Origin of the sequence: Salmonella sp. SAL04162, assembly GCF_046551535.1 — a bacterium.
GTDB classification, from domain to species: Bacteria; Pseudomonadota; Gammaproteobacteria; order Enterobacterales; family Enterobacteriaceae; genus Salmonella; species Salmonella enterica.
Genome location: NZ_JBGDVX010000005.1, coordinates 192,512 through 213,462, shown reverse-complemented (window position 1 = coordinate 213,462; position 20,951 = coordinate 192,512). Strand labels below are relative to the sequence as shown.

General features: G+C 50.7%; 23 protein-coding genes, 1 pseudogene and 1 other annotated feature. Of the genes and pseudogenes, 7 read left to right on the top strand and 17 right to left on the bottom strand.

From position 1 onward, the window contains the following. Nucleotides 1-42: 42 nt before the first annotated feature. From ydiV to ACLJRH_RS12155, 15 genes and pseudogenes are all read right to left on the bottom strand, one after another. Nucleotides 43-756 carry an anti-FlhDC factor YdiV gene (gene ydiV / locus ACLJRH_RS12225; RefSeq protein WP_000562004.1) on the bottom strand — a complete coding sequence of 238 codons (714 nt, stop codon included), beginning with the start codon at nucleotides 754-756 and terminating at the stop codon, nucleotides 43-45. Nucleotides 757-1,069: 313 nt separating this feature from the next. After that, complete coding sequence (locus ACLJRH_RS12220) at nucleotides 1,070-1,534, bottom strand: C40 family peptidase (RefSeq protein ID WP_001213256.1); 465 nt, start codon at nucleotides 1,532-1,534, stop codon at nucleotides 1,070-1,072. A gap of 76 nt (nucleotides 1,535-1,610) precedes the next feature. Then, nucleotides 1,611-2,360 carry a vitamin B12 ABC transporter ATP-binding protein BtuD gene (gene btuD, locus ACLJRH_RS12215; RefSeq protein ID WP_000080607.1) on the bottom strand — a complete coding sequence of 250 codons (750 nt, stop codon included), beginning with the start codon at nucleotides 2,358-2,360 and terminating at the stop codon, nucleotides 1,611-1,613. After that, entirely contained in the window at nucleotides 2,360-2,911 is a 552-nt protein-coding gene (locus ACLJRH_RS12210) for a glutathione peroxidase (RefSeq protein ID WP_001181565.1), read from the bottom strand. Before ACLJRH_RS12210 ends, btuD begins: the two co-directional genes overlap by 1 nt. 91 nt (nucleotides 2,912-3,002) lie before the next feature. Beyond that, nucleotides 3,003-3,983, bottom strand: coding sequence for a vitamin B12 ABC transporter permease BtuC (btuC, locus tag ACLJRH_RS12205; protein ID WP_000954977.1), 981 nt, complete (start codon nucleotides 3,981-3,983; stop codon nucleotides 3,003-3,005). A 202-nt stretch (nucleotides 3,984-4,185) separates the two neighbouring features. Next, nucleotides 4,186-4,485 (bottom strand): integration host factor subunit alpha, encoded by a 300-nt coding sequence (gene ihfA, locus ACLJRH_RS12200; protein WP_001229266.1) that lies wholly within the window; start codon nucleotides 4,483-4,485, stop codon nucleotides 4,186-4,188. Nucleotides 4,486-4,489: 4 nt separating this feature from the next. Beyond that, nucleotides 4,490-6,877 (bottom strand): phenylalanine--tRNA ligase subunit beta, encoded by a 2,388-nt coding sequence (gene pheT, locus ACLJRH_RS12195; protein ID WP_000672395.1) that lies wholly within the window; start codon nucleotides 6,875-6,877, stop codon nucleotides 4,490-4,492. Nucleotides 6,878-6,892: 15 nt separating this feature from the next. Further along, on the bottom strand, nucleotides 6,893-7,876 hold the full coding sequence (pheS, locus tag ACLJRH_RS12190; protein ID WP_000018570.1) for a phenylalanine--tRNA ligase subunit alpha: 984 nt from the start codon (nucleotides 7,874-7,876) through the stop codon (nucleotides 6,893-6,895). Nucleotides 7,877-7,938: 62 nt separating this feature from the next. Then, nucleotides 7,939-8,062, bottom strand: a sequence feature (Phe leader region). After that, nucleotides 8,013-8,057: a pheST operon leader peptide PheM gene (gene pheM, locus ACLJRH_RS12185; protein WP_001386830.1), complete on the bottom strand. Its 45-nt coding sequence runs from the start codon at nucleotides 8,055-8,057 to the stop codon at nucleotides 8,013-8,015. It overlaps the preceding feature by 45 nt. A 115-nt stretch (nucleotides 8,063-8,177) precedes the next feature. Continuing rightward, nucleotides 8,178-8,534, bottom strand: coding sequence for a 50S ribosomal protein L20 (gene rplT, locus ACLJRH_RS12180; RefSeq protein WP_000124850.1), 357 nt, complete (start codon nucleotides 8,532-8,534; stop codon nucleotides 8,178-8,180). A gap of 50 nt (nucleotides 8,535-8,584) precedes the next feature. After that, on the bottom strand, nucleotides 8,585-8,782 hold the full coding sequence (gene rpmI / locus ACLJRH_RS12175) for a 50S ribosomal protein L35 (RefSeq protein ID WP_001124225.1): 198 nt from the start codon (nucleotides 8,780-8,782) through the stop codon (nucleotides 8,585-8,587). A 95-nt stretch (nucleotides 8,783-8,877) separates the two neighbouring features. Beyond that, nucleotides 8,878-9,420: a translation initiation factor IF-3 gene (gene infC / locus ACLJRH_RS12170; RefSeq protein WP_001574431.1), complete on the bottom strand. Its 543-nt coding sequence runs from the start codon at nucleotides 9,418-9,420 to the stop codon at nucleotides 8,878-8,880. A gap of 3 nt (nucleotides 9,421-9,423) precedes the next feature. Beyond that, the gene (gene thrS, locus ACLJRH_RS12165; RefSeq protein WP_001144226.1) at nucleotides 9,424-11,352 is read right to left on the bottom strand and encodes a threonine--tRNA ligase; all 1,929 of its coding nucleotides are present in this window, start codon (nucleotides 11,350-11,352) and stop codon (nucleotides 9,424-9,426) included. Between the two features lie 259 nt (nucleotides 11,353-11,611). Continuing rightward, complete coding sequence (locus tag ACLJRH_RS12160) at nucleotides 11,612-12,466, bottom strand: DNA/RNA non-specific endonuclease (RefSeq protein WP_001044092.1); 855 nt, start codon at nucleotides 12,464-12,466, stop codon at nucleotides 11,612-11,614. Further along, a pseudogene (locus ACLJRH_RS12155) lies at nucleotides 12,463-12,777 on the bottom strand (hypothetical protein). Before ACLJRH_RS12155 ends, ACLJRH_RS12160 begins: the two are co-directional and overlap by 4 nt. Before the next feature lie 142 nt (nucleotides 12,778-12,919). Here ACLJRH_RS12155 and ACLJRH_RS12150 point away from each other — a divergent pair. Continuing rightward, complete coding sequence (locus ACLJRH_RS12150; RefSeq protein ID WP_001046435.1) at nucleotides 12,920-13,879, top strand: lipid A deacylase LpxR family protein; 960 nt, start codon at nucleotides 12,920-12,922, stop codon at nucleotides 13,877-13,879. A 48-nt stretch (nucleotides 13,880-13,927) separates the two neighbouring features. Here the strand turns inward: ACLJRH_RS12150 and ACLJRH_RS12145 are convergent, their stop codons facing one another. Beyond that, nucleotides 13,928-14,686 carry a YdiY family protein gene (locus ACLJRH_RS12145; protein WP_000770981.1) on the bottom strand — a complete coding sequence of 253 codons (759 nt, stop codon included), beginning with the start codon at nucleotides 14,684-14,686 and terminating at the stop codon, nucleotides 13,928-13,930. Nucleotides 14,687-14,974: 288 nt separating this feature from the next. Between ACLJRH_RS12145 and pfkB the strand changes: the two genes are divergently transcribed. The 3 genes from pfkB (at nucleotide 14,975) to ACLJRH_RS12130 (ending at nucleotide 17,261) form a co-directional block, all read left to right on the top strand. Continuing rightward, nucleotides 14,975-15,907, top strand: a complete 933-nt coding sequence (pfkB, locus tag ACLJRH_RS12140) for a 6-phosphofructokinase II (RefSeq protein ID WP_000251707.1) — start codon at nucleotides 14,975-14,977, stop codon at nucleotides 15,905-15,907. A gap of 96 nt (nucleotides 15,908-16,003) precedes the next feature. Continuing rightward, the gene (gene ghoS, locus ACLJRH_RS12135) at nucleotides 16,004-16,294 is read left to right on the top strand and encodes a type V toxin-antitoxin system endoribonuclease antitoxin GhoS (RefSeq protein ID WP_000146133.1); all 291 of its coding nucleotides are present in this window, start codon (nucleotides 16,004-16,006) and stop codon (nucleotides 16,292-16,294) included. A 106-nt stretch (nucleotides 16,295-16,400) separates the two neighbouring features. After that, on the top strand, nucleotides 16,401-17,261 hold the full coding sequence (locus ACLJRH_RS12130; RefSeq protein ID WP_000267686.1) for a fructosamine kinase family protein: 861 nt from the start codon (nucleotides 16,401-16,403) through the stop codon (nucleotides 17,259-17,261). A 42-nt stretch (nucleotides 17,262-17,303) separates the two neighbouring features. On the opposite strand, the gene ACLJRH_RS12125 is transcribed toward ACLJRH_RS12130, so the two are convergent. Beyond that, the gene (locus ACLJRH_RS12125) at nucleotides 17,304-17,840 is read right to left on the bottom strand and encodes a YniB family protein (RefSeq protein WP_000222158.1); all 537 of its coding nucleotides are present in this window, start codon (nucleotides 17,838-17,840) and stop codon (nucleotides 17,304-17,306) included. Nucleotides 17,841-17,988: 148 nt separating this feature from the next. On the opposite strand from ACLJRH_RS12125, the gene hxpB reads away from it, so the two are divergent. The 3 genes from hxpB to tcyP all read left to right on the top strand — a co-directional run bounded on the left by hxpB (nucleotide 17,989) and on the right by tcyP (nucleotide 20,922). Further along, nucleotides 17,989-18,657: a hexitol phosphatase HxpB gene (gene hxpB / locus ACLJRH_RS12120; protein WP_000106854.1), complete on the top strand. Its 669-nt coding sequence runs from the start codon at nucleotides 17,989-17,991 to the stop codon at nucleotides 18,655-18,657. Between the two features lie 137 nt (nucleotides 18,658-18,794). After that, entirely contained in the window at nucleotides 18,795-19,394 is a 600-nt protein-coding gene (locus tag ACLJRH_RS12115) for a metal-dependent hydrolase (protein ID WP_000505804.1), read from the top strand. 136 nt (nucleotides 19,395-19,530) lie between these two features. Further along, a complete protein-coding gene (gene tcyP, locus ACLJRH_RS12110; RefSeq protein ID WP_001010662.1) occupies nucleotides 19,531-20,922 on the top strand; it encodes a cystine/sulfocysteine:cation symporter in 1,392 nt (463 codons plus the stop codon). Nucleotides 20,923-20,951 lie beyond the last annotated feature (29 nt).

The following is a 20,951-nucleotide window of genomic DNA, read 5'->3' as shown; positions in this document are numbered from 1 at the left end:
GTAGACGGTTAATCACCGGTTAAACACCGGCAAACAGAAAGGTTATCGCTGAACGAGTTTAATGAGCTGGTTTACCGGCACCGGAGGCCATAGTCCGCCCTGGAATGCGCTAAACCCCAATGGCGCTGCGCGCGCAAACATCGCCTCAGTATCAATACCGGCAATCATCAGCGACTCGCAGCTGGAGGAGATCTGGGCAACGATGGCGTGCATGAATGGTTCGAATGAGATCATTTCAGCACGCTGCTGAATAAAGTTTTTATCCAACATGACTCGTTTGAAAAGTCCATCGAAAATAGCTTTAGTCGACGCCTCGCCTGCCCCAAAATTTGCCAGCATTAATGGGAAATGCATTGCCAGATTAGCTAACGTTTCATTGTTTTTGCCCTGGTTTAACCCAGGATAATTCTCATTTATAGCTAATTCAAGAAACGGAAAGCGCGCTGCCCGGGAAAAAAGTTCGCTATCTAATAATAATAAGTCACTAATTGCAGGCGGTAAATTAAGCCATGCAATAAGTTTATGCTGAATAAAAAAGTGCTGACAGGTTTCTAACAACGCCAGTTTTTCAACAAACAGACAGTATTGTTCCTCCACCGAAAGGCGAGGCGCTACCAACTCAGTCGGCATCCGCACGGCGCCGTCTTCAGCGGCAAATGTTGCAATAATCTCCAAACCAACAAGCCGAGCGTTTTCATCCATGACGGGAAGGAAAAAGAGTTCGGAATGGTAAAGCTCATCAAGTGAAGCAATCATTACGCCAGTCCCATGGTTAGGGCGCTATTCGCCATCCAGTCACTACGGACGGAAACAGACGTAACTTCAGATACTAATTGAAGCGTCATCATTTTTCTTGTTTACCGGTAAACCGGTTCCTTTTTTTAACTTACTCTGATTATAAACCAATATCCAATGTTGTACTTTTAACAGGGCGTGAGCACGCCCGTTTTTAATAAAAGTACGTTTGTAAATGCTACGGTTATATCATTATATATGATGACAACAGATGTCATAAGTTCAACCGACGGTATGTTAAAAATAGACTATAAAATTTATATCGTCTGCGAGGTTAAATTCGCCGTGCCTGCCAGAAGTTTTTTCGCCAGTACACATTATCCAGCGATGAACGCATCACGCCACGACTGGTAGAGGCATGAATAAACTCATTATTTGTATCGTAAATACCAACATGTAAACCACTTTCGCCCGAACCGGTTTTAAAGAAAACCAAATCTCCGGGCAGCAATTCATCTTTATCGATTCTGGTGCCGATTTTTGATTGTTCACGCGTATCACGAGGCAACTGCAAATCAAACTTGTCGCGCATAGTGACTACCACAAAGCCGGAACAGTCCACGCCTCTGCGACTCATGCCGCCGTAACGGTATGGCGTACCGCGCCAGGACTGCAACTGATCGTTCAGACCCGCAATGACGGTAATGGAGTCTGATAATCTGGCGTTTGGCGCCGGTGCCCGATGAGTACTGCATCCTGCCAGGAACAATGCTGTGATAACAAGAAGCCAAAAACGCATGCCGCAACAATCCTCTGTTTTTATTTTGGTATTAATTTAGCGTCGAAATTACCTGCTTTTCAAGAAACGATTTTACTTAAGTGGCCGAAATGAGCATTGGATGCCCCTCAACGTCGAGTCGTCGAAAGCGCAGACCGTAGGCTTGCGCCAGATAAGAGGGGGTGAGCACCTCTTCCCGGCGGCCGCAGGCAATGAGTTTACCGCGCTTTAGTAACCAGGCTTTATGCGCATGGCGCAGCGTGTGGTTCAGATCGTGGCTACTCATCACAATCGCGATTCCTGCCTGACACAAATGATGTAATACCCGATCCAAAGCGTTTTGTTGCGCAACATCGAGACTGTTCATCGGCTCATCAAGCAGCAATAATTGACCGACCGGATTAGCGTCGGGATGAATTTGTAGTACAACGGCAGCAAGGCGAACGCGCTGCCACTCGCCACCGGAAAGCTGATTCACGCTTCGCCCCAGTTTGTCGCCCAATCCAAGCATATCGGCTACCTCGTTAAGCTGCCCGGTTCGCGTTTTATCCGGTTGATGCAATGTCAGATAATGCCAGACCGGCATGGCGAACGGCGGATTTTGCTGTTGCGCAAGATAAGCGCGGTGTTGGGCAAGCGTTGCCGTCGCCCATGCCTCCAGCGGCGCTCCGCCAAACCTGATGCTCCCCTCGCCTGAGGTTAACCCCGCCATACGCGCCAGTAGCGTGCTTTTCCCGGCGCCGTTCGGCCCGACAAGATGAAGGATCTCTCCTGCGCTTACTTCGCCGGAAAGCGGCCCCAGTCGGGTGCTCTCGGCGACATCCTTTAATTGCATCAATTGAGACATTATTTTGCCAACGCGATTTTTATGCTTTCCATCACAATAGGATCTTCAGGCGTCATATCCGGCGAAAAACGCTGTACTACCTGACCATCCCGGCCTACCAAAAATTTTTCAAAATTCCACAGAATATCATCCGGATAGAGTGGCGTACGCCCTTTGCTTACCATCCGTTCGTAAAAGCCGCTCTTCTCCGGCGCGACTGCCGTTGGCGCAGCGGCTATCAGTTTTTGATACAGCGGATGGCGCGCGTCGCCATTCACATCAATTTTACTGAACATCGGGAACGTGACGCCCCAGGTGCTGGCACAATAGGTTTTAATCTCCTCTTCGCTGCCTGGCTCCTGCCCCATAAACTGGTTGCAGGGAAAACCCAACACGACAAACCCCTGATCTGCCCACGCCTTCTGGATATTTTCCAGCTGTTCATATTGCGGCGTCAGGCCACATCTGGAGGCGACATTTACAATGAGCAGCACTTTTCCGGCGTATTTTTCAAGTGTAGTGACCTCTCCATCAATCGTCGTAACGTGAGTATTAAGAAGCGAGTTTTGCATGGTGTCTCCCTGATGTCGGTAGAATAGCGGGTTTCATCGTTAGCCTTTAATCATAGACTGCGAATGATGAAAGCAGTTGTTTACCGATGCGCTAACGCGCGGATTTGAGCAGCAGCCAGATAAACACTGGCGCCCCCAATGTGGCGGTGACCACCCCGATAGGCAGTTCAGCCGACGCCAGCGCCAGTCGGGCGACCACATCAGCCAATAGCAGAGCGATAGCCCCGGCCAGCGCGCAGCCGGGAAGTAAAACCCGGTGATCGGTTAAACCACATAAGCGCAGGATGTGCGGAATAACCAGACCGATAAAACCAATCGCCCCCGCCATCGCCACGCTGACGCCCACCATCCAGCCGGTGGCGACGACCAACAAATTGCGCCAGAACCACAGCGGCAGGCCAAGCTGCCGCGCCGAGGTTTCCCCTAGCGCCAGCATATTCAGCGGTTGCGACTGGCAACATATCCAGATCAGTACCGGGATGAGCGCAATCATTAGCCAGCTCTGCTGCCAGTCAACGCCGCCGAATCCTCCCATCATCCAGTACATTAATTGCCGCAGATCGAAAGAGGTGGAAAAATAGATAGCCCACGTCATCAGCGCGCTACAGATAATGCCCAGCGCGACGCCCGCCAACAACAAGCGGCTGGTAGAGAGATGGCGGCGCGCAAAACGCAGCAGGATTAACGTAATAATGAGCGCGCCGGCTATAGCGCACAGTCCCAGCGCCCATCCAGGCAGTTGCCCCTGCCCCAGTAAGACGGCGGCAATAAGCCCAACACCGGCCCCATTCGAAACGCCGAGCAGGCCCGGTTCAGCAAGTGGGTTTTCAAACAGCGCCTGCATCACAGCGCCCGATAGCGCCAGCGCAGCGCCAACCAGCAATACCGCAAGCGTGCGGGGAAGACGAATTTGCCAGACAAACAGTTCTCCCCGGGCGCTTAACCAGTCACCGGGGGCAATCCACTGTTCGCCTGCGCATAAGCTCAGAAATGTAGCCAGTAGCACCAGCAGTGACAGGCTCAGAAGCCAGCGAACGTTTCGTCGCTGTTGTTGGCGGGCAAAAGTCAGCATGTTATCCATTCAGCTGAAAAGAGGTAGCGTGATTTTACGGTGGGTATCCTTTACTTGAAAGAAAAAAGGCCGCAATGCGGCCTTTTTAGTTATACGAGTCATCTTTCAGGCTAACAGATACGCTGTCATCCCGCTGATCTACTTTCGGGATGGCAGCGTATCTGCCGCAATACACCCTGATGGATGTTATGCCTGGATCTGATTACTCTTCTTTGGGCGAAGCGTTCTCGACCCGGCTCTTTAACTTCTGCCCGGGTCTGAAGGTCACCACGCGCCGTGCTGTAATAGGAATATCTTCACCCGTTTTCGGGTTACGCCCCGGACGTTGATTTTTATCACGCAGATCGAAGTTACCAAAACCAGAGAGTTTCACCTGCTCACCGTTTTCCAGAGCACGACGGATCTCTTCGAAAAACAGTTCAACCAGTTCTTTGGCATCCCGCTTGCTAAGCCCAAGCTTATCAAACAGATATTCTGACATTTCAGCTTTTGTAAGCGCCATAGGTTCAATCCCTCAATGATGCCTGGAATCGCTCTTTTAATGCCTCTACACATTTGGCGACGGTAGCGGCAATCTCCTCTTCTTCGAGTGTACGGTTGGTATCCTGAAGGATCAGGCTGATAGCGAGGCTCTTATAACCCTCCGCAACACCCTTACCGCGGTACACGTCAAATAAGTTTACGCCAACTACCTGATTTACGCCAACTTTCTTACATTCGGATAAAATATCCGCTGCGGGAACGTTTTCTGCAACAACAACCGCAATATCGCGACGGTTGGCCGGGAAGCGTGAAATCTCCCGCGCCTGCGGCACGATACGGTCTGCGAGCTTATTCCATTCCAGTTCAAACACCAGCGTACGACCATTCAGATCCAGTTTACGTTCCAGTTCAGGGTGAACAACCCCAATAAAACCAATACGTTCATCTTTCAGATAAATCGCCGCAGACTGTCCCGGATGCAGAGCCGGATTCATCTCCGCCTTAAACTGGATATCACCCAGTTTGCCGGTTAAATCCAATACCGCTTCCAGATCGCCTTTCAAATCATAGAAATCAACGGTCTCTTTTGCCAGGTTCCAATGCTCATCATAGCGGTTGCCGCAAATCACGCCAGCCAGCATCAGATCCTGTCGAATACCCAGATTGGCTTGTGTATCCGGAACGAAACGTAAACCGGTTTCAAAAATACGCACGCGATTCTGCTGGCGGTTTTGGTTATAGACCACCGTCGTCAGCAATCCGCTCCACAGAGACAGACGCATCGCCGACATCTCAACGGAGATAGGGTTTGGCAGCAGCAGCGCTTCTGCGCCTGGATGGATAAGTTGTTGTACTTTAGGATCGACAAAGCTATAGGTAATCACTTCCTGATAGCCTTTGTCGTTCAGCATGGTTTTAACCCGCTTCAACGACAGATCGGCTTCACGGTGCGTCCCCATGATTAAACCGGCCTGGATTGGCTCGTCCGGAATATTGTTATAACCGTAAACGCGGGCCACCTCTTCCACCAGATCTTCTTCAATTTCCATATCGAAACGCCAGGTCGGCGCCACGGCTTTCCACTCGTCCTGCCCTTCGGTCACTTCACAGCCCAGACGACGCAGAATATCACTGACCTGCTCATCCGCAATATGATGCCCGATCAGGCGATCCAGTTTACTGCGACGCAGCGTAATGGTGGCGCGTTTCGGCAACGTTGCTTCGTTGCTCACATCAATTATCGGACCCGCATCACCGCCACAGATATCAAGAAGCAGACGAGTAGCGCGCTCTATCGCTTTATATTGCAGCGCCGGGTCTACCCCGCGCTCGTAGCGGTGAGACGCATCGGTATGCAGACCGTGGCGGCGAGCGCGACCGGTGATAGACAGCGGATTAAAATACGCACACTCCAGCAGCACATTTTGCGTTTCGCCGTTCACGCCGGAATGTTCGCCGCCAAAAATACCGGCTATCCCCAGCGCCTTATGGTGATCGGCGATCACCAGCGTGTCCGCATTTAACGTCGCTTCGCTACCGTCCAGCAGGACGACGGTTTCACCCTCTTTTGCCATCCGCACGACAATACCGCCATCAATGCGATCTTTATCGAAAGCATGCATTGGCTGACCCAGTTCGAGCAACACATAGTTGGTGACGTCAACCACCGCATCGATGGAGCGAATACCGCAGCGACGCAGTTTCTCTTTCATCCACAGCGGCGTCGGCGCGTTAACATTGATGCCTTTTACCACCCGGCCAAGATAGCGTGGACACGCATCAGCGGCCTCTACCGTAATCGGCAGCGTATCGCTGATGGTTGCCGCAACCGGCGCCATTTCAGGCTCCTGGAGCGGCGCTTTGTTCAGTACCGCCACATCACGCGCAACGCCGATGATACCTAAGCAATCCGCACGGTTTGGCGTGACGCTAATTTCGATGGTATTGTCGTCGAGCTTCAGGTATTCACGGATATCGGTACCCAGCGGCGCATCCGCCGGCAGTTCGATAATGCCGCTGTGATCGTCGGAAATCCCCAGTTCGGAGAAGGAGCACAGCATCCCTTCAGACGGTTCGCCGCGCAGTTTTGCCGCTTTAATTTTGAAATCGCCCGGCAGAATAGCGCCAATGGTGGCCACCGCTACTTTCAGCCCCTGACGACAGTTTGGCGCGCCGCAGACGATATCCAACAGGCGTTCTCCGCCAACGTTGACTTTCGTTACACGCAATTTGTCAGCGTTCGGATGCTGGGCGCACTCAACCACTTCCCCAACCACAACGCCATTGAAGCTTCCCGCGACCGGCTCAACGCCGTCTACTTCCAGGCCAGCCATCGTAATCTGGTTAGCCAACGCATCGCTATCAATTGCCGGGTTAACCCACTCGCGTAACCACAGTTCGCTGAATTTCATTGTTTTATCCTGCCTTTATTTAAACTGTTTGAGGAAACGCAGATCGTTTTCGAAGAATGAACGCAGGTCGGTGACGCCGTAACGCAACATGGTCAGACGTTCCATCCCCATACCAAAAGCGAAGCCAGAGTAGATTTCCGGATCGATACCGACATTACGCAGCACATTCGGATGCACCATCCCGCAGCCCAGCACTTCCAGCCATTTGCCGTTTTTACCCATCACATCCACTTCCGCAGAAGGTTCGGTAAACGGAAAATAAGAAGGACGGAAGCGAATCTGCAGATCCTCCTCAAAGAAATTACGCAGGAAGTCGTGCAGCGTACCTTTGAGGTTGGTGAAGCTGATGTTGGTATCAACAATCAGACCTTCCATCTGATGGAACATCGGAGTATGCGTCTGGTCGTAGTCATTACGGTATACACGGCCCGGCGCAATAATACGGATCGGCGGTTGCTGCGCTTTCATCGTCCGGATCTGGACGCCAGACGTCTGGGTCCGCAGCAGACGGGTCGCGTCAAACCAGAAGGTATCATGATCGGCGCGGGCCGGATGATGACCCGGAATGTTTAACGCATCGAAGTTATGGTAGTCATCTTCGATTTCCGGGCCAGTCGCCACGGTAAAACCAAGCTCGCCGAAGAAACTTTCAATACGGTCAATGGTACGAGTGACCGGATGCAGACCGCCGTTCTCAATACGGCGCCCCGGCAGGGAGATATCGATGGTTTCAGCGGCCAGACGGGCGTTAAGCGCTGCGCTTTCCAGCTCGGCTTTACGCGCGTTAAGAGCCTGTTGTACCTGCTCTTTCGCGGCGTTAATGACTGCCCCGGCTGCCGGACGCTCTTCCGGCGGCAGATCGCGTAGGGTCGTCATCTGAAGGGTTAAATGCCCTTTCTTGCCCAAATATTCGACGCGTACATTGTCTAACGCGGCAACATCTGACGCCTGGTTAATGGCGGCCGCTGCATTGGCAACCAGCTCTGCGAGATGTGACATGGTTTTCCTCATTGTGTCGGTGAAGACACCGGTTCATTGGACGTAATCTCTCGATTTCAGATACAAAAAAAGCCTCCATCAGGAGGCTTTTTTGCGCTGTTTTTCGTTTCGTTTTTCACGCGCTAGCCTCCTGGGATCAGGTGCTAAAGTAAAAAAAGAAACGGAAAATAGCAGCGTTCATGCTTGCGTTACCTTATGTGGTAAAACCGAATATCCTTTATTGAAAAGGGTTACAGGTCAATTGTCAACTCACTGAACAGTAAATAAAAGAGAGGGAGCCAGGCTCCCTCTTTTCACTGGCTTATGCCAGAGCTGCTTTCGCTTTTTCAACCAGCGCGGTGAACGCGACTTTGTCGAATACGGCGATATCAGCCAGGATCTTACGGTCGATTTCAACAGAGGCTTTTTTCAGGCCGTTGATGAATTTGCTGTAAGAAATACCGTTCTGACGTGCTGCTGCGTTGATACGCGCAATCCACAGTTGACGGAACTGACGCTTACGTTGACGACGGTCACGGTAAGCATACTGACCAGCTTTGATAACTGCCTGGAAGGCAACGCGGTATACGCGAGAACGCGCACCGTAGTAGCCTTTGGCTTGTTTCAAAATTTTCTTGTGACGTGCGCGTGCAATTACACCACGTTTTACGCGAGCCATATGTGCTCTCCTGTATCTATTCTAATTAAAAAGTTAAAAACGTTAACGGCTTATGCGTACGGCAGGCACGCGATAACCAGGCCCAGATCGCCTTTAGAAACCATGGCTTTCGGACGCAGGTGACGTTTACGTTTAGTCGCTTTTTTGGTCAGAATGTGACGCAGGTTAGCGTGCTTGTGCTTAAAACCACCTTTACCGGTTTTTTTGAAGCGCTTAGCAGCACCGCGTACGGTCTTAATTTTTGGCATTTTAATAACTTCCACTTCGCATTGTTAATAAACGAAACATAGGCGAACAAAACCTGTGAAGCCCGAAGGCTTCACAGAATTGTTACTTGAAGGCCTTACTGTTTCTTCTTAGGAGCAAGCACCATGATCATCTGACGGCCTTCGATCTTCGTTGGGAAGGATTCGACCACTGCCAGTTCTTGCAAATCGTCTTTCACGCGATTAAGCACTTCCATACCGATTTGCTGGTGGGCCATTTCACGACCGCGGAAACGGAGCGTGATTTTGGCCTTATCGCCCTCTTCGAGAAAGCGAATCAGGCTGCGGAGTTTTACCTGATAGTCGCCTTCATCTGTCCCAGGACGGAATTTAATTTCCTTCACCTGGATAACTTTTTGCTTTTTCTTCTGTTCCTTAGAAGACTTACTCTTTTCATAGAGGAATTTGCCGTAATCCATTATACGACAAACCGGCGGCTCGGCGTTAGGGCTGATTTCGACTAAGTCTACTCCGGCTTCTTCAGCTTTTTCCAGAGCTTCTCTCAGACTCACAATACCAAGCTGCTCGCCTTCCAGACCTGTTAAGCGAACTTCTTGCGCGCGAATTTCGCTATTAATACGATTCGGACGCGCCGTTTGAACTCGTTTTCCGCCTTTAATACTTTATTCCTCCAGTTGTTGAAGACTGCGGCTGCGAATCTCTTGTTGCAGCTTCTCAATCACGTCATTTACGTCCAGACTGCCCAGGTCTTTACCGCGGCGGGTGCGAACGGCAACTTTGCCTGCTTCCACCTCTTTATCACCACAGACCAACATATAAGGGACACGACGTAAAGTGTGCTCGCGGATTTTAAAGCCAATCTTCTCATTTCTCAAGTCTGCTTTTACACGAATGCCCGCATTTTGTAGTTTCTGCGTCAATTCGTTAACGTATTCAGACTGCGAATCGGTAATATTCATCACGACTACCTGAACAGGCGCGAGCCATGTCGGGAAGAAACCAGCGAACTCTTCGGTCAGGATACCGATGAAGCGTTCCATCGACCCAAGAATCGCACGGTGAATCATTACCGGCACCTTACGCTCGTTGTCTTCACCTACATAGGAGGCGCTCAGACGAGACGGTAAGGAGAAGTCCAGCTGTACTGTACCGCACTGCCATGCACGATCGAGGCAGTCATATAAGGTAAATTCAATTTTCGGACCGTAGAATGCGCCTTCACCCAGTTGATACTCAAACGGGATATTATTTTCTTCCAGCGCAACCGCCAGATCCGCCTCAGCACGATCCCACATCTCATCGCTGCCGATACGCTTGTCAGGACGAGTGGAAAGCTTGACGACGATCTTCTCGAAGCCAAAGGTGCTGTACATATCGTAGACCATACGAATACAAGCGTTAACTTCATCGCGGATCTGCTCTTCGGTGCAGAAGATATGCGCATCATCCTGCGTAAAGCCGCGTACGCGCATCAGACCATGCAGCGCGCCTGATGGCTCGTTACGGTGGCAGCTACCGAATTCCGCCATACGCAGCGGCAAATCACGATAGGATTTCAGACCCTGGTTAAAGATCTGAACGTGGCCCGGGCAGTTCATCGGCTTGATGCAATATTCGCGGTTTTCTGAGGATGTGGTGAACATCGCATCTTTATAGTTGTCCCAGTGCCCGGTTTTTTCCCACAGCACACGGTCCATCATGAACGGGCCTTTAACTTCTTGATACTGGTACTCTTTGAGTTTAGAACGAACAAAGACCTCCAGCTCGCGGAAGATAGTCCAGCCGTCGTTATGCCAGAACACCATGCCCGGCGCTTCTTCCTGCATATGATACAGGTCGAGCTGCTTACCAATTTTACGGTGGTCGCGTTTTGCGGCCTCTTCCAGGCGCTGCAGATAAGCGTTCAGGGCTTTTTTATCTGCCCATGCCGTACCGTAAATACGCTGCAACATCTTATTATTGCTGTCACCGCGCCAGTATGCGCCAGCAGTTTTCATCAGTTTAAAGTGATGGCAGAAACGCATATTCGGCACGTGCGGACCACGACACATGTCGACATATTCTTCATGATGGTACAAGCCTGGCTTATCATCATGGGCAATGTTTTCATCAAGAATGGAAACTTTGTAGCTTTCACCACGCTTCACGAAGGTTTCACGCGCTTCGTGCCAGCTGACTTTCTTCTTGATAACGTCGTAATTTTTCTCGGCGAGCTCATGCATCCGCTTTTCGAGCGCTTCGACATCTTCCTGAGTTAGCGTGCGGTCAAGATCAACGTCATAGTAAAAACCGTTGTCGACAACCGGGCCGATCGCCATTTTCGTGTGCGGCCAAAGTTGCTTGATAGCGTGACCTAACAGATGCGCGCAAGAGTGACGAATGATCTCCAGACCCTCTTCATCTTTTGCGGTGATGATGGAAAGCGTCGCATCATTTTCAATCAGATCGGAAGCATCAACCAGCTCGCCATTCACACGGCCCGCAATGGTGGCTTTCGCCAGGCCAGGACCAATGTCCAGAGCAACATCCATCGGGCTTACAGGGTGGTCATAATGGCGTTGGCTGCCATCAGGAAGAGTAATAACAGGCATGTTATATCCTTATTTGCAGTGGTGACCCATACGCAAGATCACATACAAAGAGAAAATGAATTTATTGACAGTGAGTTGTGTATCCATCTAGCCAACCATTGCTAAATTGGCGCACAACCTTCGACACAGACGAAAATCGCTATTTTCGTCCGGCATGACGATGGTAACACTAAAAAAAGGGAGATGGCATCACTCTGTAGCAAATCAAGACCCTTGACAGGATTTCTCCGTTATCTTTCTACGCGCCGTATAGCGCTTCTCATCGACAACCTAACTTCTGCGCCAGACTCCCCTTTGTTGTTTTCACCTCGCTGGCTACCGCTTCAGGCAAGGCAGACCACAGCGTCAGCACTGGCTTCGTTTTATGTTCGATAGCGTCCACGGTAACCTGATAGTCGCAAAAATTCGCCGAACGGGGCGTATTCTGATCCATAATAAACGCAGCGTAATTTCCTTCACTTTTTGACGGCGCCGTTCCGGTGAATAAAACCTTCCAGTACCCGCTGGGAATTTCTACCGTCGCATCTTCTGGCAATGTGGCGATATGCCGCTCAAAAAGGGGGCCGGTCACTACGTGCACTACAGATACATCAGCCTGTTTGGCAAGTTCGCGCACCCGGTTTTCCAGTGCAGCCCATGCTCCCTGATTCAGGGCGGATTTCTGCGGCGTAATATTCGATAAATAATTTAACGACGGCCAGTCCGATACGCCGCCCAATCCTGCCAACGGCGCCTGGTGTCCCCTATCGACTTTTAATAGCGTATGGGCATTTTTATAGGCGGAAGGGGCCAACGTATCCGAGGGCGGTAAATCGGGGTCCTGCGCCCAGTTCCGCGGGCGACCGCTTGCCTGGCTGGTTTTTGTCACGCTATAGGCAACCCAGTTGGCAAATTTCGTGGCGCTATTATTATTGAGCGTATAGACATGGCGATAGATTGTTTGTTGACTTCCTCCTTGAGGACAGCCAACGCTACAGTTATCAGGTTGTTGAACGAGTACGTTACGATGGGGTAACTCGGGTGCCGATGTTGTATCCTGGGGAGGATACGATGTAGTACATGCGCTTAATAATACTACGGGCAGTAATTTTAGCAGATTAATGGTCTTATTCACTTTTGCTTCCTTAATAATAACTGCCCTAATAATTCAGATAGTAATAATTTGGTTATATTACCCTACCAGCCGTTAGATACTCTCATCATTAAAGACAACACTATCACGGTAAAAATTAATAACAGATAAACATCGAAGTCATCATAGAAAATGAGCTCAAAAGAATACAACGTGATATTCATGTTGATACCAAAAAACATCGTATTATATGCATAATCGTGAAGCCAATAATTTCTCGCACTCAGATAGCGAATGAAAAATGGATATTCAATAATATCTGACGCATTTTTTTCAACACCATTTTTCAACATTAAGGCAACGTATCCTCTCAATGACTCGCTGCTGGCAGGAGTTTAGTTATATTTAAAGGTTTAATAAGCACTGCGCATCATGCTGCTGTGCTTATTACTTTGTAAAAATAAGAGTATTCACTTTCATATTCAGGGGTAAAAAGTGAACAAATACAGCTATTGCGCAACGATGATTGCCGCCATACTCAGTACGACCACAATGGCCAATGCCAGTAGCCTTGCTATTTCAGTGGCGAATGATGATGCAGGTATATTTCAACCATCCTTAAATGCCCTTTATGGGCACAAGGCTGCAGACCGGGGTGATTATACTGCCGGGCTCTTTTTAGGCTACAGCCACGATCTCACTGACGCCAGTCAACTCTCTTTTCATATCGCGCAAGATATTTATTCTCCATCAGGCGCTAACAAGAGAAAGCCTGAAGCCGTCAAAGGCGACCGCGCGTTCAGCGCCTTTCTTCATACCGGACTGGAGTGGAATTCATTAGCCACCAATTGGTTACGTTATCGTTTAGGTACCGATATCGGCGTTATTGGTCCTGACGCAGGTGGTCAGGAGGTTCAGAATCGGGCGCATCGAATAATAGGCGCAGAAAAATACCCTGCCTGGCAGGATCAAATTGAAAACCGTTATGGTTATACGGCCAAAGGAATGGTGTCCCTTACGCCAGCTATTGATATTCTGGGCGTCAATGTGGGCTTCTATCCAGAAGTCTCTGCTGTCGGCGGCAATCTCTTCCAGTATTTAGGGTACGGCGCAACCGTTGCGCTGGGAAATGATAAGACCTTCAACTCTGATAATGGGTTTGGGTTACTGTCCCGCCGAGGGTTAATACACACTCAAAAAGAGAGATTGATCTATAAGGTATTTGCTGGCGTTGAGCGCAGGGAAGTTGATAAAAACTACACGTTACAGGGGAAAACGCTGCAAACAAAAATGGAAACGGTGGATATTAATAAAACCGTGGATGAATATCGCGTCGGTGCCACCATCGGCTATTCTCCCGTCGCATTTTCTCTTTCTTTAAACAAAGTCACGTCGGAATTTCGCACCGGAGACGACTATTCTTATATCAACGGCGACATCACCTTCTTCTTCTGAGGCGTCACCACGGAATAACCGGGTTACGTAATGTAACCCGGTACAATATTACATCTTATAGCCCAGCGTTACCGTAGTGCGGCGATCGGTATGTTCAGGCGCTGATTCAGGCGGCTGCGAGTTCCACGTTAAATTATACCCCACCTTTAGACCAAAATGTTCGTTAATGGCGACATTGAGGGCTGTTTCCGAATTTAGTGTGGTGTCTTCTGCGCCAAATACTGACACCCCCTGTGTAAACTTAGCATTGTCAGTTAACTGCCAGGCATAGCTGCCGGAAGCATAACCCAACGGCTGCGTTTCAGTGGTATCGTCCGTATGTTCGTCATAGCGAACCCCTGGACCGAATTCAAAACGGAAGCTGTGCACTGGACCATTAAGGAACTGCCGCCCGTAACCGGCGGTCAGTACGTCGCGCTGACGATAACCGTTGAAACGGTCTGTCAGCCAACTGGCCTGGCCAAAGGTATAATCATAATCCGTCATATTAAAACGGTTACGCGCGCCTACCGCATATTTTTCTGAAGAGCGTTCATCATTAGAGGAGGTATTGCTGGCATTGCCCCATAATGACCAGGCGGTACGTTGTCCATACCAGGTCATCGCCGTGTCAGCCGTTAAGGAAGAACTTTTAGTATTGCCTGACTGAGCAAGGTAGCCCGCATTCAGATTACCTTCAAAAGGTTTTTTCGCGGTGGAGGGATCATCCATGACAGTAAAAACGGAATCATCGGCGGCGGCATACAGAGACGCGAACACGCCACCCGCCAGCATAACTACAGCGGGTACTGCCTTCAAAAGCTTCATTTATATAGAGTCCGTACAACTAAAAAAGAGACCACGACGGTCCCGGAAACTTTCATAGGGATCAATGACAAACGCCCCTGGAAAGGTAGCGAATTATAAGAAGCCCCGAATAACATAGCAATCAATTACTATTTCATTTTTTGAATAAGAACCCTCCCGAAGCATTCATTTATTTATATAACTTTACATCGTACTTCTTTAAATAAAGATCCGGAAAATCATGTTGTTAATTCCTTCACTTTCCGGGGATTAAGTGCCAGACTGAAATCAGCCTAACAGGAGGTAACGATGGTACGTATCTATACGTTGACGCTTGCGCCCTCTCTCGATAGCGCAACAATCACGCCGCAAATTTATCCCGAAGGTAAACTGCGGTGCTCCGCGCCGGTATTCGAACCCGGTGGCGGGGGTATTAATGTCGCTCGCGCCATTGCGCATCTTGGCGGCACCGCGACCGCAATTTTCCCGGCTGGCGGCGCTACCGGCGAACATCTGGTCGCACTACTGGCTGACGAAAATGTCCCCGTGTCTACCGTCGATGCGAAGGACTGGACGCGTCAGAACCTGCACGTCCACGTCGAGTCCAGCGGCGAACAGTATCGTTTTGTTATGCCCGGCGCCACGCTGGACGATGACGAATTTCGCCAGCTTGAAGAACAGGTACTGGAAATTGAATCCGGGGCAATTCTGGTTATCAGCGGCAGCCTTCCGCCCGGCGTTAAGGTCGAGAAACTCACGCAACTGATTTCCGCCGCGCAGAAGCAAGGCATTCGCTGCATTATTGATAGCTCTGGCGACGCGCTCACCGCCGCGCTGGCGCTTGGCGATATCGAACTGGTGAAACCTAACCTGAAAGAATTGAGCGCGTTGGTTAATCGCGATCTGACGCAACCTGATGATGTGCGTAAAGCGGCCCAGGAATTAGTGCAAAGCGGCAAGGCTCGCCGGGTAGTGGTCTCTCTGGGGCCGCAAGGGGCACTGGGCATAGACAGTGAGAATTGCATCCAGGTTGTTCCTCCCCCGGTGAAAAGTCAAAGTACTGTTGGCGCAGGCGACAGTATGGTAGGCGCGATGACGTTAAAACTGGCGCAAGACGCGTCGCTGGAAGAGATGGTGCGCTTCGGTGTGGCGGCAGGCAGCGCTGCTACGCTCAATCAAGGTACGCGTCTGTGTTCTCGTGACGATACCCAAAAAATATACGCCTATCTTTCCGCGCAATAATCGTTTCCCCCTCGCCGAGGGGGAAACCGGAAAATCGGTTAACGGGCGGCGCATCCGCCGCTGCTAAAAACACAGTTGCTCCCAACAAGGTGAACGATGGCCAGTGGCGATATTACCCGTTATGTTATTACCGTAACCTTCCATGAAGATTCCCTGACCGAGATTAACGAACTCAATAATCATCTGACGCGCAGCGGTTTTTTGCTGACATTAACGGACGATGAAGGGAATGTGCATGAGCTCGGCACCAATACGTTTGGCTTTGTTAGCGCTCAGAGCGCTGATGAAATCAAAGCGCTTGTCGCCGGACTTGCGAAAAGCGCGTTAGATAAGGATGTCGACATTACCGTGGCGACCTGGGAGGCGTGGAGTAAAAACGCACAATAAGTGCCATTCCCGCCGCGGCGCGTCCGCGATGTGCGTTAGTTCGTATTTTTTAACCGCATTTTTGCGCTAACCTTATGATCTGGCAGACAACGTGGGGAGAGACATTATGTGGCAAGCTATCAGTCGTCTTTTAAGCGAGCAAGTCGGTGAAGGCGAAATCGAACTGCGTAATGAACTGCCTGGCGGAGAAGTTCATGCCGCATGGCATTTACGTTATGCAGGCCATGATTTTTTCGTGAAGTGCGATGAACGAGAAATGCTTCGCGGTTTTACCGCTGAAGCCGATCAGCTGGAGCTGCTCTCCCGCAGTAAAACCGTTGTTGTGCCTAAGGTATGGGCGGTAGGTTCGGATCGGGATTACAGCTTTTTAGTCATGGACTACCTCTCGCCCCGCCCGCTGGATGCCCATAATGCGTTTATTCTTGGGCAACAGCTGGCGCGCCTGCACCAATGGAGCGACCAACCTCAATTCGGCCTCGATTTTGACAACGCGCTCTCTACCACGCCGCAGCCGAATACCTGGCAACGCCGTTGGTCGACTTTTTTCGCCGAACAGCGCATTGGCTGGCAACTTGAACTCGCCGCGGAAAAAGGCATTACCTTTGGTAATATTGACGCCATTGTTGAACATGTTCAGCAACGTCTGGCGTCGCATCAACCGCAGCCTTCTCTTTTGCATGGCGATCTATGGTCGGCGAACTGCGCGCTTGGCCCTGACGGCCCCTATATCTTCGATCCAGCCTGCTATTGGGGCGACAGAGAATGCGATCTGGCGATGCTACCGCTGCATACCGATCAGCCACCGCAGATTTATGATGGCTATCAGTCCGTTTCGCCGCTACCGCTGGATTTTCTCGACAGGCAGCCGATTTACCAGCTCTACACCCTGCTTAATCGGGCAAGGCTGTTTGGCGGTCAGCACCTGGCTACTGCGCAAAAAGCGATGGATCGGCTGCTTGCGGTATAGGTACAGCCCATGCCGGATACGGGCTATCCGGCATTTTTCAGTTTACATGAAGCCTAACAAGGAAAAGAAAAAGTAACCGAGCACGATAATAATGACCGGCAAAATATAGAGCGGGAAAAACTGTAAAAAGATGGTATGGTGCGGCACCACGATACGTGACTCTATCTGCTCACGCGTTAGCCCTTCCGCGCCTTTTGCTTTTTCCAGAATCAACTGATCTTCCACGCCTTCACGCAAAAAACGTGACTGGCGGCTCATTCTGGCGCCGGAATCCTGCATCGCCAGCCCGACAAAAATCAGAATAAAAATGAGCCAGAAACCGATATTCAGGCTTCCCTGAAAATTCGGCGTCGGCGAGTTGTACCAAAAAACATTCAGAAACGGCGTATTCACGCGCATCATGTCTATCATTACGTGGGTAAAATCCAGCATTACCGCATTTATCCCCTCCTGCTTTTCACTGTGCGCATACATAAATTTAAGGACTGAGATGAGCGTGGAAAGCAGTGCCGGAATAAAAATAACCCACCCAACAACTCTTTTTAGGATTGCAATGCGTCCAGCTTGTTGATACGTCATGAGTTCCCCTTGATAAAGACGCGTCGTTTTGGCCTAAGTCTACCTGTTGATTCCCGTTTTCGCCTGATCTTTAAGGGCGATATACTAAGAACATGGTCATAATGAACGCTTAATTCGTTATTTTTTAATCTCAACAGGAGAGGTTGTGATGTCAACCCCACGTCAAATTCTTGCTGCAATTTTCGATATGGATGGACTACTGATCGATTCCGAACCGCTCTGGGATCGCGCTGAACTGGACGTGATGGCAAGTTTAGGCGTAGATATTACTCGGCGCCATGAGTTACCAGACACGCTTGGGCTACGCATTGATATGGTTGTCGATCTCTGGTTTGCGCAGCAACCGTGGAGCGGCCCCGATCGCCAGGAAGTGACAAACCGTGTTATTGCCCGCGCGATTACGCTTATCGAAGAGACGCGCCCTCTTTTACCGGGTGTGCGCGAGGCCGTGGCGCTGTGTAAAGCGCAGGGGCTATTAGTGGGGCTTGCCTCGGCATCGCCGCTGCATATGCTGGAAAAAGTGCTCACCATGTTTGAGCTGCGCGACAGTTTTGACGCGCTGGCCTCTGCGGAAAAATTGCCCTACAGCAAACCGCATCCGCAGGTCTATCTGGATTGTGCGGCCAAATTAGGCGTTGATCCATTAACCTGCGTGGCGCTGGAGGATTCGGTGAATGGTCTAATCGCGGCAAAGGCGGCGCGAATGCGCGCCATTGTGGTGCCAGCAGAAGAAAACCAGCATGATCCGCGCTTTGCGCTGGCGAATGTCAAACTTAACTCACTGACAGAGCTGACGGCGGCGCATCTACTCGGTTAAGATGTTTCCGAAACAAAGTCAACGGGCAATTAGCCGCTGAGCCAGACGGCAAGCGGCTTTGACAGAGACAAAGAGTTACAACGTCACCACTTCCGCCTACTGTATAAAAACCCTATACTGTATGAATTGACAGTTTAATGGGTTTTATCATGACGGCGGAAGGACATCTTCTTTTTTCTATAGCCAGCGCGGTTTTCGCCAAGAATGCCGAGTTAACGCCCGTCCTTGCGCACGGCGACTGGTGGCATATTATTCCTTCGGCTATTTTGACCTGTCTGCTGCCGGATATCGACCACCCCAAATCTTTTCTTGGTCAGCGCCTGAAATGGGTATCGAAACCGATCGCCCGCGCGTTTGGTCACCGGGGGTTTACCCATAGTCTGCTGGCGGTCTTTGCCCTACTGGCGACCTTTTATCTCAAGGTACCGGATACGTGGATTATCCCGGCAGATGCGCTGCAAGGCATGGTACTTGGCTATTTAAGCCATATCGTCGCGGATATGCTCACCCCCGCAGGCGTTCCCTTACTGTGGCCGTGCCGCTGGCGTTTCCGCCTGCCTATTCTGGCGCCGCGCAAAGGCAATCAACTGGAGCGATTTTTATGTATGGCGTTGTTTGCCTGGGCGGTGTGGATGCCGCAGTCCATGCCGGAAAACAACGTCATACGCTGGTCTTCGCAGATGATCACTATCCTGCAAATGCAGTTCAATCGTTTTATAAATCACCAGATTGATTAGTAAATCAACGCCAAAGTCATTTTTGGTATAAACCATTCCATTTGAATATAAGAGCCAGCTCACAGTTCTGCTAATCTTGCGCGAACAGAATCGCTAAAACACAGCGCTTCATAATAAAAAAATCAGGAGAACGGGGATGAATTTTCCATTAATTGCGAACATTGCGGTGTTCGTCATTCTGCTGTTTGTACTGGCGCAGGCCCGTCATAAACAGTGGAGTCTGGCTAAAAAAGTGCTTGTCGGCCTTGTGATGGGCGTGGTCTTTGGTCTGGCCCTGCACACCATTTATGGCGCTGACAGTCAGGTGTTAAAAGACTCCATTCAGTGGTTCAATATTGTCGGCAACGGCTATGTGCAATTGCTACAAATGATTGTGATGCCGCTGGTATTCGCCTCTATTTTAAGCGCCGTGGCACGACTGCATAACGCCTCTCAATTGGGGAAAATCAGTTTTCTGACTATCGGCACGCTGCTGTTTACTACCCTTATCGCAGCGCTGGTGGGCGTGCTGGTCACCAATCTGTTCGGACTGACGGCGGAAGGTCTGGTTCAGGGCGGCGCGGAAACCGCGCGTCTGAATGCCATTGAGACGAGCTATGTCGGCAAAGTGGCCGATCTCAGCGTGCCGCAACTGGTGCTGTCTTTTGTACCGAAAAATCCGTTTGCGGATCTGACTGGCGCAAATCCTACGTCTATTATCAGCGTGGTGATTTTCGCCGCCTTCCTGGGCGTGGCCGCGCTTAAACTGCTGAAAGATGATGCGCCAAAAGGCGAGCGTGTGCTTGTTGCTATCGATACCCTGCAAAGCTGGGTGATGAAGCTGGTGCGTCTGGTGATGCAACTTACGCCTTACGGCGTACTGGCGCTGATGACGAAAGTAGTTGCCGGCTCCAATCTGCAGGACATTATTAAGCTTGGAAGCTTCGTGGTAGCGTCATATCTTGGTCTGGCGATAATGTTTGTGGTTCACGGCATACTATTGGGCGTGAACGGGATTAGCCCGCTGAAATATTTCCGCAAGGTGTGGCCGGTGCTGACATTTGCCTTTACCAGCCGCTCCAGCGCCGCCTCCATTCCACTTAATGTCGAAGCGCAAACCCGCCGCCTGGGCGTGCCGGAGTCCATCGCCAGCTTTGCTGCCTCTTTTGGCGCGACCATCGGCCAAAACGGTTGTGCCGGTCTTTATCCTGCGATGTTGGCGGTAATGGTTGCGCCGACGGTCGGCATCAACCCCTTAGACCCCGTATGGATAGCCACGCTGGTGGGTATCGTTACCGTAAGTTCGGCGGGTGTTGCCGGCGTTGGCGGCGGCGCGACCTTCGCCGCGCTGATTGTGCTGCCTGCCATGGGCTTACCGGTCACGCTGGTCGCGCTGTTAATCTCCGTCGAACCGTTGATTGATATGGGCCGTACCGCACTGAACGTGAGTGGCTCAATGACCGCGGGTACGCTGACCAGCCAGTGGCTGAAGCAGACCGATAAAACCATTCTCGATAGCGAAGAAGACGCCGAACTGGCGCATCGATAATACATTATCGGGAGTTCATATCGTCTGAG